Genomic DNA, 12,107 nt, shown 5'->3' on the forward strand with positions numbered 1-12,107 from the left:
GCTGCGCCACTTTTTTGCATGATTAACTGACAGGTCAGATAATGTTCGAGCAATCTAAGGGAATGCCGCGCGGGGTGAGTCGCCTGGCCGGGCCAGTGCTGTCGACCCTCGTGGTCGCGGTGCTGGCGGGCTGTGCGAACTATGCCGGCATCCGAAGCGACCGCCAGATGGCGCAGCCCGGCCAATACGCCACCACGCAGAGCCTTCCGGCGGAGCAGGGCCGATGGCCCGCGGCGGATTGGGCCGACCAGTTCGGGGATGCGCAACTCAAGGCGTTGATCGCGGAGGCGTTGAAAGACAGCCCGACACTCGACAAGGCCCGCGCCCGCGTGGCGGCGGCGGTGGCGTTCAGCGAAACCGCCAACGCCAATACGCTGCCGCAGGTGGGGGCCGGCTATAGCTGGACGCGCCAGCGCCTGACCGAAAGCACCTTTATCCCGCCCGCGTTCGCCGGCAGCTGGCAATCGGAAAACAAGGCCTTCCTCGGCGCCAGCTACGAGCTGGACCTGTGGGGCAAGAACCGTGAGGCGTTGCGCTCGGCCGTGTCGACGGTGCACGCCAGCGAGGCCGAAGCCGAGCAGGTGCGCCTGACGCTGACGAGCGCCATCGCCCGCAGCTACAACGAGCTGGGGCGCCTCTACGCCCTGCTCGACATTGCGCGCGACGAAGTCGGCCAGCGCACCGAAGTGCTGCGCGTGGCGCGGGGCCGGGTGAAGATGGGGCTCGATACCGAAGTCGAGCTGCGCACTGCCGAGGCCAATCTGGCCGCCGCGCAAGTCAGTGTCTCCGCGCTGGAAGGCAATATCCAGCGCACCCGCTATCAACTGGGCGCGCTGCTCGGGCAGGGGCCGGATCGCGGCCTGGCCATCGCACGTCCCACGCTTGGCGTGGGCGACGAGATCCATCTGCCGGCCAACCTGCCCGCCGACCTCGTCTCGCGCCGCCCGGACATCGTGGCCGCGCGCTGGCGCGTGGAGGCCACCACGCACGACATCAAGGTGGCCAAGGCCGAGTTCTATCCGGATATCAACCTGAGTGCGGCCATCGGCCTCGATGCCTTTGGCTGGGGCCGCTTCCTGCGCGCGGCGAGCCGCACGGCATCGGCCGGGCCGGCCATCCATCTGCCGATCTTCGACGGCGGCGCGCTGCGTGCGCAGCTCAAGGGGCGCTATGCCGAGTTCGACTTCGCGGTGGCGAACTACAACGACACGCTGATCCAGGCGCTGACCGATGTGGCCACGCAACTGGCCGATATCCGCGCGGTGGACGCGCAGTTGGTCAACGCCACGCGGTCCGACGAGGCCGCGCAGCGCGCGCTCCGGCTGGCGATGGCCCAGTACCAGGGCGGCCTGACCACGCAGTTGACCGTGCTCAACGCCCAGACCACGGCGCTGGCCAGCAGCCAGGTGGTGACCAACCTGCGCATGCAACGCCGCGACCGGCAGATCGCGCTGGCTACCGCGCTTGGCGGTGGGTACACCGAGACCGCCCAGACCGCCCAGACCGCCGAGACCGTCGCCCACACCCAACAGACAGCGGCGGCCCGCTGATCGCCCCCTTCCTTCGATAACAGACCCTCTCATGACCTCGACTCCTTCCTCCGCTGACAAGCCGTCCGCCACCGCGCCGAAGTCTTCCCGCAAGCGCCTGCTGGCGCTGCTGGGTTTGACCACGCTCCTGGCCGCCGCAGGCTATGGCGCCTACTACTACGGGGTGGCCCGTTTCCACGAACATACCGACGATGCCTACGTCAACGGCAATCTGGTGCAGCTGACGCCCCAGGTGAGCGGTACCGTGGTGTCGGTCAATGCCGACGACACGCAGGTCGTGCGCGCCGGCGAGCCGGTCGTGACGCTGGACCCTGCCGATACCCGCATTGCGCTGGCCAACGCCGAGGCCGCGCTGGGCCAGACCGTGCGGCAGGTGAGCGCGCTCTATATCAACAACGATGTGCTGGCCGCCACCGTGCGGCAGCGGGAGGCCGATGTGGCGCGCGTGCGTGACGATCTGCGCCGCCGCACGGCGGTTTCCGAGTCCGGCGCCGTGGCGGTCGAGGACATCGCCCATGCCCGCGATGCGGTCAAGTCCGCCGAAGCCGCGCTGGAGACGGCCCGCCAGCAACTCGCCTCGAACCATGCCCTGACCGACGGGGCCGCCGTGGCGGACCACCCCAGCGTGGAGGCCGCCGCCGCACGCGTGCGCGACGCCTACCTCGCCAATGCCCGCAATACGCTGCCGGCGCCGGTCACCGGCTATGTGGCGCGCCGCTCCGTGCAGGTGGGGCAGCGGGTGGCGCCGGGCAATCCGCTGATGGCCATCGTGCCGCTGGACGGCGTCTGGGTGGATGCCAACTTCAAGGAAGTCCAGCTCAAGCACATCCGCATCGGCCAGCCGGTGGCACTGCATGCCGACCTCTACGGCAGCACGGTGACGTACCACGGCAAGGTGGTCGGCTTCTCGGCCGGTACCGGCAGCGCGTTCTCGGCCCTGCCGGCGCAGAACGCCACGGGGAACTGGATCAAGGTGGTGCAGCGCCTGCCGGTGCGGATCGCCCTCGATCCGGCCGAGCTGCGCGCCCATCCGCTGCAGATCGGGCTGTCGATGCAGGTGGATGTGGAAACCAAGGCGCGTGGCGATGCCCTGGACGCCACACGCAACCCCACGCGCAACGCCGCCCCGGTCCGCACCACGTACAGCACGGACGTGTTCCGGCAGTACGGCGCCGAAGCGGATGCCGAGATCGACCGCATCATCACGCGCAACCGGGGGCAGGGCGGCGAGCAAAGCGCGGCGCGCAAGCGTGAGACCCCCGCGCGCACCGCGTCGTAACCCAGCCATCCCCCAGCCATCACCGCAACCGGAGCCGCATCATGTCTACCGCGACCCCCTTCCAGCCGCCCCCGCCGCTCACCGGCGGCAGGCTGGTGCTGGGCAGCTTTGCCGTGGCGCTCGCCACCTTTATGAACGTGCTGGATTCGTCGATCGCCAACGTGGCGATTCCGACCATCTCCGGCAACCTCGGCGTGTCCGTCCATGAAGGCACGTGGGTCATCACGCTGTTCGCCGCCGCCAACGCCGTGGCCATTCCGCTGACCGGCTGGCTCACGCAGCGCGTGGGGCAGATCCGACTGTTCGTCGGCTCGCTGCTGCTGTTCGTGCTGGCGTCATGGCTGTGCGGCATCGCGCCGAACCTGACCGCGCTGCTGGCCGCGCGCATCCTGCAGGGCGCGGTGGCCGGGCCGCTGATTCCGCTGTCGCAGGCCATCCTGCTCGGCTCGTTTCCGAAGGAGAAGAGTTCGCAGGCGCTGGCGCTGTGGGCCATGACGGCCACCGTGGGGCCGATTGCCGGCCCGGCGCTGGGCGGATGGATGACCGACAGCTACTCCTGGGCGTGGATCTTCTACATCAACGTGCCGGTGGGGCTGTTCGCCGCCGCCGTGACCTGGGCGGTCTATCGCGACCGCGAATCACCGGTGCGCAAGCTGCCGATCGACATGGTCGGCCTGGCCTCGCTGATTACCTGGGTGGCGTCGCTGCAGATCATGCTCGACAAGGGCAAGGATCTCGACTGGTTCGCCTCGCCCGTGATCATCGGCCTTGGGGTGGTGGCGCTGCTCAGCTTCGTGTTCTTCGTGATCTGGGAGCTGACCGAGCCTGACCCGATCATCGACCTGCGCCTGTTCAAGGGCCGCAACTTCCTGGCGGGCACGGCGGCGATCTCGGTGGGCTTTGCCTTGTTCTTCGCCAACCTCGTGGTGCTGCCCCAGTGGATGCAGCAGTACCTGGCGTATCCGGCGGTCAACGCGGGTCTCGTCACGGCGCCGCTGGGCATCTTTGCCGTGCTGCTGGCGCCGGTGGTCGGCAAGCTGCTGCCGAAGGCCGAGTTGCGTGTGCTGGCGACGCTGGCGTTCCTGGGCTTTGCCGCCGTGTTCTTCATGCGCTCGCAATACACGACCGGCGTGGATACCTTCACGCTGGTGCTGCCCACGCTGCTGCAGGGCATTCCGATGGCGCTGTTCTTCGTGCCGCTGACGGCCATCATCCTCTCCGGCCTGCCGCCGGAGAAGATTCCGGCTGCGGCTGGTTTGTCGAACTTCGTGCGGGTCTTCTTCGGCGCGGCCGGCACGTCGCTGGCCACCACGGTGTGGAACGATCGCGCGGTGCTCCACCACGCCCGGCTCGCGGAACAGGCCGGCCCGGGCAATCCGCTCTATACGACCGCGCTCGAGTCGATCCAGACGGCCATGCATCTGTCGCCGGACCAGGCCGTGGCGTTCTTCGAACGGGGGATGAATGCGCAGGCGATCATGCTCGGGCTCAACGATATCTTCTGGGTCTCGGCGGTGATCTTCGTCGCCATCATCCCGTTGATCTGGCTGACCCGGCCTGCGAAGGGCAAGATGTCGAGCGCTGCTGCGGCGGCCCACTGAGGGCCACCCCTTGCTGCTCAGGCGGCTTCGGAGAATTTGTGCAGCAGGCGCAGGAACTCGCTGAACTCCTCCCGCGAGAAATGGCGCAGGCGGTGGTTCAGCACATCCGGGGCGATGTCGGGCACGCGGCTGGCCACGTCCCGGCCCTTGTCGGTCACGATCAGGTTCACCACGCGCCGGTCTGCCTCGCTCCGCTGCCGCTGCAGCATGCCCTTGCTCTCCAGCTTGTCGAGCATGCGCGTCATCAGGCCGGTGTCGATCTCCAGCAGCTTGCTGATCTCCAGCGGCGTGCTGGCCGCGCCCTGCGTGAGCGACAGCAGGATGCCCATCTGCTGGCCGGTGATGTCCAGCGGACGGAGCGCCGCGTCGATCTCCATCAGCAGCCCGTTGCGGGCCTTGTTCAGATGGAAGCCAACGCTCTGCGTCAATCGGAAGTTCTCGCGGTTGTAGTGTTTCACGGCGCCTCGGAAAAGCCAGGAGCCGTCAATGTATCTGATGCGTCAGTCAATGGGAAGGGCGTGCGCCGAGGCCAGCAAGCGGGGCGCTCAGCGGATCACCTTCTGGGTCAGGCTCACGACGATGGCCAGCACGGCCACCACGGCAAGCGCGCGGAAGTGGTCAAGATTGGCCAGCAGGGCGGATTGCTGCGCCAGCACCTGGGCGATCTGCGCCGTGGCGAGTTCGGCGGCGCGCACCGGATCGGACGACGCGGCAATCGCCGCCGTGAAGCGCGCGTGGGCGTCCTGGAACTGCGGGCTGTTGAGGTGGATGGTGTCATGCAGCGTGCTGTAGTGCCGCGTGGTCAGCCATTGCTGGCCCACCGTGGCGATGGTCACGCCCAGCGCCTGGCCGAGCTGGCCGAGCATGTTCTTGGTCTGCTGCGCGTTGGAGAACACGGACTCGTTGTGCGCCACGCCGCTGAAAGTCTGCATGGCCGTCACCGGCATCAGGATCATGATGAAGACCCCGTAGAACGCGAGCGCCGGCAGCACGTGGCCCCACAGGTCGGGCGCGGGTGGCATCCGGCTCATCATCCAGGCCGAGATGGCCAGCGACAGAAAGCCGGCGACGAAGTACTTGCGCGGACTGGGCCAGCGCGGCAGCAGGCGCGAGACGGTCAGCCAGGTGAGCACGCCCGCCGACAACCCCATCGCATAGAACTGCCCGGCGGTGGACCAGGCATGCCCGAGCGAGCGCTGCAGGACAATGGGCAGCAGGTAGCCATTCGCGCCCAGCGTGACGTAGCAGAACGTGAACAGCGCCAGCCCGCACAGGTAACGCGGCTCGACCAGATGGCGCAGCCGCAGCAGCGGACGTTCGCTGCGGGACTCCGTCCAGATGAAGCCGAGCAGGGCGGTGCCGCCCGCGATGGCGCCGATCACCAGCCAGAGCCGGTCCGCGTAGAAATCGTAGTAGGAACGCTGCAGCACATACAGGACCAGGAAGCTGCCCACGGCCAGCGCGGCCAGCCGAATCGGATGGGCGTCCGAGCGTTGCGCGGGCGGCGCCGTGGCCTCCGGCAGGACGCTGGTGGCCGGTAGCAGCGCCAGCGTACACCCGGCCACCAGCCAGAAGATCAGCGGCCAGCGGTCCGCGCTGACGATGGCGGAGGCCAGCCAGGGTGCCAGCGCCATGCCGCAGCACACGCCGGACGCCAGCGCCTTGATGCCGAAGAATCGCGCCGGGCTGGGCGGGATCAGGTTCACGGTCAGCCGCGACGACGTCACCATGCCGGCACAGCCGAGCGCCATGACCATGCGGGCGACCAGGAAGGTCTCGTAGCTGTCGGCATGGGCGCACAGGAGCGCCCCCAGCGCCGCCGCCATCAGCGACCCCTGGACGTAGCGCCGCCATCCCACGCGCTCCACGATCCAGCGCTGCAGCGCGATCACCACCACCGCCACGCTGGCGTAGGCCGCCGCGACGGTGCTGTACTGGTCCGGGCTCGYGCCGATCTCGCCCATGATCGGCGCGGCGGAGAAGGCCACCATGCCGTTCTGGAGGAAGTCGATCGTGGTCAGCGCGCCTATCGTCAGCAGGAGACGTCGGGGAGGCGCGGAGGGCATGGCGGAAGGCATGGCGGAGGTCATGGCGCGCCTAGGAGTTGTCGTCGATGATGCGGCGCACGTGCGCTTCGGCGCGCGCCAGTTCGTCCGCGAACACCGTGGTGCGGTAGTTCTGGCTGGAGGCGTCGATGGCCACCAGCCGCTTGCCGTCCCGGGCGCGCGTATCGACGGCGACCTTCATCGACAAGCCGATCTGTAGCGGGTGGGCCGTCACTTCCGCCGGGTCCAGCGCGATGCGCACCGGCACACGCTGCACCACCTTGATCCAGTTGCCGGTGGCGTTCTGCGCCGGCAGCAGCGCAAACGCGCTGCCGGTGCCGGCGTCCTGCCCGATGACCCGGCCGTGGTACACCACCCGCCGGCCGTACAGGTCGGTGGTCAGCGTCACCGGCTGGCCGAGGCGGATATCGCGCAACTGCGACTCCTTCAGGTTGGCCGTGACCCACAGGTGATCCAGCGGCACCACGGACATCATCGACACGCCCGGGCTGACGCGCTGCCCCACCTGCACCGAGCGCTTGGTCACCACGCCCCCCACCGGCGCCAGGATGCGCGTGCGCGAGAGGGCGATGCTGGCATTGCGCACCTGCGCGGCGGCGGCGAGCACATCGGGGTGAGACCCCACCGACGTCCGCTCGACCAGCGCCTGGTTGCGCTTGAGCTGCTCGCTGGCCATGGTCAGGGCGGCCTGTGCGGCGCGTACAGCATGGCGCGCATGGATCAGTTCTTCGCCCGAGATCGCCCCGCTGGCGACCAGCGCCGAGCGCCGCGTCATGTTCTCCTGCTCCCGCGCCAAGTCGACCGTGCGCAGTTCCACATTGGCGCGATCCTGGCCGACTGCGGCAAACTGCCCGCGCACCTGCCGCACCGTGCGGGCGAGCTGGGCCTGCGCGGCCGCCAGCGCCAGCTGGGCATCCACGCCATTGAGTTCGACCAGCGTCACGCCCGAGGCGACCAGATCCGTGTTGTCGGCGAGGATCGCGGTGACCACGCCGCTGACCTGCGGCGTGACCTGCACCACGTTGCCTTCGACATAGGCATCTTCGGTGGAAACCTGTTCCCGGCCGTATTGCAGCCAATAGCCGGCGGCGCCGGCAAGCAGGAGGACGAGCAGGACGCCGCCGGCGATGCGCCGGCGCCGTGCCGGACGGAGGTCGACGGGCGGCGCGGCGGTGGCTTGCGCGGGCGTGGGCTGGCTGGCGGGATTCATGATGCGCTCCGGGTGGCCGCACCGGCGCCTTGGGCCGGCGCTGTCGCGGTGTCATACCCGCCGCCCAGCGCGCGGATCAGTTCGAGGTGCAACGTACGCTCCTGGGTTTCAAGGTCGATCAGCAATTGCTTCTGTTGCAGGACCTGGCCCTCGGCCGACAGCACCTGCAGATAGTTGCCCACGCCGCTGCGATAGCGCGACACGGCCATGTCATAGGCTTCCTGCGTCAGTCGCAGCGCCTGTTGCTGCTCGTCGGCGCGCTCGGCATGCCAGCGCAGGGACACCAGCTGGTTGACCACATCGTGCAGCGCGGTAATCAGCGTGGCGTTGTACTGCTCCGTTGCGGCGTCGTACTCGGCCTGCCTGACGCCGAGGTTGGCGCGCAGCCGGCCCCCGTCGAAAATCGGCAACGATAGCGCCGGGCCGATGCCAAGGGTGCGGCTGCCCGCGGTAAAGAAGTCGGACAGGCTCAGGCTGGACAGCCCGGCAAAGGCGTTCAGGCTGATGTTCGGATAGAACTCGGCCTTGGCGGCGCGGATGTCGTGGCCCGCCGCTTCCACGCGCCAACGCTGCGCCACCACATCCGGCCGGCGGCCGATCAGTTCGGCCGGCAGGGTGGCCGGCACCGCCGCCGCGTAGCGGTCGCGCAGTTGCGGGGGGCGGATGTCGGCGCCGGCATCCGGCCCCTTGCCCGCCAGTGCCGCGAGCTGGTTCTGGGTCAGCGCGATGATCTCGTTGATGGCGGCAAGGCGCTCGCGCGTGGCGGGGAGGGCGGCTTCGGCCTGCTTCATGTCGAAGGCCGAGTCGAGTTGCGCATCCACGCGCCGGCGTGTCAGGTCGAACGTGTTCTGGCGCTGGCGGTAGGTCTGCTCGGTCAGCGCGCGCTGGGCGTAGGCGGCATCGAGCCGCAGGTAGGTGCGCACGACGGAGGTGGTCAGCATCAGTTCCGCTGCGTGGTAGTCGACCTCGGCGGCGCGCACGCGGTCCAGCGCGGCGTCGAACGCGGCGCGGTTCTTGCCCCAGAAGTCGAGTTCGTAGCCGAGACCGAGCTGCACGTCACTGGCCCATTTCCAGCTGCCGCCGAGCGGGGGTGGCACAAGGCCGTTCTCGCTGAAGCGCTGGCGCGTGGTCCGCGCGTCCAGGTTGACCTGCGGATACAAGGCGGCTTCGGAGCGGCCGGCGAGCGCATCGGCCTGACGCACCCGCGCGGCGGCGATGCGCAGCGTGGGTTGCCCGGCCAGTGCCGTTTCCACGAGCGCGGTGAGCTGCGGATCACCGAAGCCTTCCCACCATGCGCGGTCCGGCCAGGCGGCCGGCGACAGGGGCGTGTCGGCGAGTGATGCGGTGGCGGCCAGGCGGTTGGGGTCATCGACCGTAGCTTGGGTCTTGAGCCCCTTCATGCCGGCGCAGCCCGGCAGGAATACCGCTGCGCCCAACACGCCAAGGCATACCCAGGCCGGCACGGTACGCGTCTTTGGCTTCGCCATCATTGCTTCTCCGCAACCTTCGCCCGGACGACATGGCCGGGGCTGAACATCGGCCCCGACGACAGGCCGGTTGCCTGATACCAAAGGTAGCGGTCGGCCCCGCACGCCGGTAGTGCCCCGCCGGCGCGCACGGTGTTGCCGGAGAGGCACCAATCCTGCGGGTGTTTTCGTTGTTCAATGGGAACCAGCAACAAGCGCACTGTCGTTCACCCCCGATTCTCAACCTCGCAGCAAAACAAGGATCTTCGCCATGTCTTCCGATCAGAGTCTCCCGAATCGCGTGTCACGTCGTAACCTGCTGCTCGGCAGCGCCGCCGCAGCCTCCGCGCTGGTGGCCACCAGCATTCCCGGCGGCGCCGAAGCCGCACAGGCCGCCAAGGGGGCCAGCGCCTCGGCAGCGGGCAAGCCGCACGGCAGCTACATCACCGCCCGCGACGGCACGCAGCTCTACTACAAGGACTGGGGATCGGGTCGGCCCGTGGTGTTCAGTCATGGCTGGCCGCTGCATTCCGATAGCTGGGAGTCGCAGATGCTGCTGGTGGCCAGCTCGGGCTTCCGCGCCGTGGCGCATGACCGTCGTGGCCATGGCCGGTCGAGCCAGCCGTGGGAGGGCAATGACATGGACCACTATGCCGACGACCTCGCCACGGTGATCGAAACCCTCGACCTGCGCGACGCCATCCTGGTGGGCTTCTCCACCGGCGGCGGCGAAGTGGCGCGCTACCTCGGCCGCCACGGCACGCGTCGCGTGTCCAAGGTCGTCCTGGTCTCGGCCGTGCCCCCGGTGATGGTCAAGACGCCGGCCAACCCGAACGGCCTGCCGGTGGAGGTCTTCGACGGCCTGCGCGCGGCCCAGCTCGCCAACCGCTCGCAGTTCTATCGCGACGTGCCGTCCGGCCCGTTCTACGGCTACAACCGTCCGGGCGCCAAGCCGTCCCAGGGGCTGATCGATGCCTGGTGGGCGCAAGGGATGCAGGGCGGACACAAGAACACCCTGGACTCGATCAAGGCCTTCTCAGAAACCGATTTCACCGAAGACCTCAAGAAGATCGACAAGCCGACGCTGATCATCCACGGTGACGACGACCAGATCGTGCCGATCGACGCCGCCGGCCGCGCCTCGGCGAAGCTGATCAAGGGCTCCAAGCTGATCGTCTACCCGGGCGCGCCGCACGGCCTGACCGACACCCACAAGGAGAAATTCAACGCCGATTTGCTGGCGTTTATCCGCAGCTGACCTGCGCAACTTCACCTGAAAGGCCCCCACCATGTGCAATGCCAACCCTGCCTACAAGGACCCGGCCGAGCCGGGCCTGCCCAGCGCCGACCTGACGCTGGACCTCGCGCGTACCGCGCTGGTCGTGATCGACCCGCAGGTCGATTTCATGAGTCCCGAAGGGCGGAGTTGGGGCGTGGTGGGGGAGAGCGTGACCGAGCAGAACCTGGTGCCCAACCTCGTCCGCCTGTTCGCGGCGGCGAAGCAGGCCGGGATCTGCGTCGCCATCTCTCCGCACTACTATTTTCCGCACGACCACAAGTGGAAGGTGGCGGGTCCGGCGGAGATGTTCCAGCATGCCGTCGGCATGTTCGACCGCCCCGGCGCGCTGACGCTGGAGGGCTTCCGTGACTCGGGCGCCGACTTCATGCCCGAGCTGAAGCCTTATATCGAGGATGGCGAGACCATCATCTGCTCGACCCACAAGCTCTATGGGCCGCAGGCCAACGATCTGGTCCTGCAGTTGCGCAAGCAGCGGGTGGATCAGGTCATCCTCGCCGGCATGGCGGCCAACCTGTGCGTGGAGTCCCATCTGCGCGACCTGCTCGAGCACGGCTTCGAGGTGGCGGTGGTGCGCGATGCCGTGGCCGGCCCCAAGCTGCCCGAGGGTGATGGCTACCATGCGGCGCTGGTCAACTTCCGCTACATCGCCAACGCGCTCTGGGACACCGACGAGACGCTCAGGCGGCTGGCGCGGTAAGCCGATTCAATTTGCCCGGTCGTCCATCCGATAGTGCGCCGCCATGAATTCGACGAAGGCACGCGCACGCGGCGTGAGATGTCGGGTGTGGGGGTACAGCGCGTAGTAGTGGCTGGTACCCAGCCGGTATTGCGGCAGCACGCGAACCAGCCCGCCCCGGGCCAGTTCGGTACGCACGGTGCGTTCGGTGAATGCCGCGATGCCCGTGCCGGCCAACGCCGCCGCGTACAGCGCGGTGATCGTATCGGTCGACATGCCACCCCGTACACCCACGTGTTCGACAGCCCCGTCCGGGGCTGTCAGCGTCCATTCGCCGGTGCGGTTTGCGCCCGTGAAGCTCAGCACAGCATGCTGCGCAAGGTCCGCCGCCGATACCGGCAGGCCGTGCCGTGCCAGATAGGCCGGTGACGCCACCAGCACCGTGTCCGATGCCGTCAGCGATTTCGCCATCAGGCTGCTGTCGGCCAGCGGTGTACTGCTGATGCGCAGTGCCACGTCGAAACGCTCGGCTACCAGATCCACGAAGTGGTCGCTGCACGACAGATCCAGGGCGATATCGGGAAAGCTTGCCTGGAAGGCCGGCAGCCAGTCCGGCAGCTCCAGCGTGCCGATGGCCAGCGGCACTGTCACCCGCAGCGGCCCGGCGAGATGCTCGCGTTCGCCGGTCATCGCCGCTGTCATGGCGTCCAGGCGCGCGAGGATGTCGAGGCTGTACTGGTGATAGCGCTCGCCCGCCGCGGTCAGCGCGAAGCGGCGCGTGGTGCGGTTCAGCAGCTGCACGCCCATGGCGGCTTCGAGCTGCTTTAACTGCCGCGAGACGGTGGAGTGCGACATGTCGAGCCGCTCCGCCGCCGCCGAGAACCCCTTGGTCTCGACGATGCAGCAGAAGATGCGCATGGCAAGCAACTGATCCATGAAGTATCGATGTGTCCGGCCAA

General features: G+C 68.4%; 10 protein-coding genes. 5 read left to right on the top strand and 5 right to left on the bottom strand.

Features of this window, described 5'->3' with window-relative positions; all coding sequences use genetic code 11:
* Window positions 1-62: 62 nt before the first annotated feature.
* The 3 genes from AC1DEL_RS20870 to AC1DEL_RS20880 are packed head-to-tail and all read left to right on the top strand — an operon-like array spanning window position 63 to window position 4,430.
* A complete protein-coding gene (locus AC1DEL_RS20870; RefSeq protein WP_092295193.1) occupies window positions 63-1,550 on the top strand; it encodes an efflux transporter outer membrane subunit in 1,488 nt (495 codons plus the stop codon).
* Between the two features lie 31 nt (window positions 1,551-1,581).
* Window positions 1,582-2,829 (top strand): EmrA/EmrK family multidrug efflux transporter periplasmic adaptor subunit, encoded by a 1,248-nt coding sequence (locus tag AC1DEL_RS20875; RefSeq protein ID WP_477125409.1) that lies wholly within the window; start codon window positions 1,582-1,584, stop codon window positions 2,827-2,829.
* A 41-nt stretch (window positions 2,830-2,870) separates the two neighbouring features.
* The gene (locus AC1DEL_RS20880; RefSeq protein WP_441592505.1) at window positions 2,871-4,430 is read left to right on the top strand and encodes a DHA2 family efflux MFS transporter permease subunit; all 1,560 of its coding nucleotides are present in this window, start codon (window positions 2,871-2,873) and stop codon (window positions 4,428-4,430) included.
* Window positions 4,431-4,447: 17 nt separating this feature from the next.
* Here the strand turns inward: AC1DEL_RS20880 and AC1DEL_RS20885 are convergent, their stop codons facing one another.
* From AC1DEL_RS20885 to AC1DEL_RS20900, 4 genes are all read right to left on the bottom strand, one after another.
* Window positions 4,448-4,888 carry a MarR family winged helix-turn-helix transcriptional regulator gene (locus AC1DEL_RS20885; RefSeq protein ID WP_092295184.1) on the bottom strand — a complete coding sequence of 147 codons (441 nt, stop codon included), beginning with the start codon at window positions 4,886-4,888 and terminating at the stop codon, window positions 4,448-4,450.
* Window positions 4,889-4,975: 87 nt separating this feature from the next.
* Entirely contained in the window at window positions 4,976-6,520 is a 1,545-nt protein-coding gene (locus AC1DEL_RS20890; RefSeq protein ID WP_477159171.1) for an MFS transporter, read from the bottom strand.
* A 7-nt stretch (window positions 6,521-6,527) separates the two neighbouring features.
* Window positions 6,528-7,706 carry an EmrA/EmrK family multidrug efflux transporter periplasmic adaptor subunit gene (locus AC1DEL_RS20895; protein ID WP_477125410.1) on the bottom strand — a complete coding sequence of 393 codons (1,179 nt, stop codon included), beginning with the start codon at window positions 7,704-7,706 and terminating at the stop codon, window positions 6,528-6,530.
* Window positions 7,703-9,196 (bottom strand): efflux transporter outer membrane subunit, encoded by a 1,494-nt coding sequence (locus tag AC1DEL_RS20900; protein WP_477105599.1) that lies wholly within the window; start codon window positions 9,194-9,196, stop codon window positions 7,703-7,705. The genes AC1DEL_RS20895 and AC1DEL_RS20900 overlap by 4 nt, the downstream gene beginning before the upstream one ends.
* Window positions 9,197-9,443: 247 nt before the next feature.
* On the opposite strand from AC1DEL_RS20900, the gene AC1DEL_RS20905 reads away from it, so the two are divergent.
* Both AC1DEL_RS20905 and AC1DEL_RS20910 read left to right on the top strand, forming a co-directional pair.
* On the top strand, window positions 9,444-10,430 hold the full coding sequence (locus AC1DEL_RS20905) for an alpha/beta fold hydrolase (protein ID WP_092295178.1): 987 nt from the start codon (window positions 9,444-9,446) through the stop codon (window positions 10,428-10,430).
* Window positions 10,431-10,461: 31 nt separating this feature from the next.
* Window positions 10,462-11,169: a cysteine hydrolase family protein gene (locus tag AC1DEL_RS20910; RefSeq protein WP_477107563.1), complete on the top strand. Its 708-nt coding sequence runs from the start codon at window positions 10,462-10,464 to the stop codon at window positions 11,167-11,169.
* Window positions 11,170-11,175: 6 nt separating this feature from the next.
* On the opposite strand, the gene AC1DEL_RS20915 is transcribed toward AC1DEL_RS20910, so the two are convergent.
* Window positions 11,176-12,084: a LysR family transcriptional regulator gene (locus tag AC1DEL_RS20915; RefSeq protein WP_092295173.1), complete on the bottom strand. Its 909-nt coding sequence runs from the start codon at window positions 12,082-12,084 to the stop codon at window positions 11,176-11,178.
* Window positions 12,085-12,107 lie beyond the last annotated feature (23 nt).

The organism is Cupriavidus sp. 10L43_2, assembly GCF_056395265.1.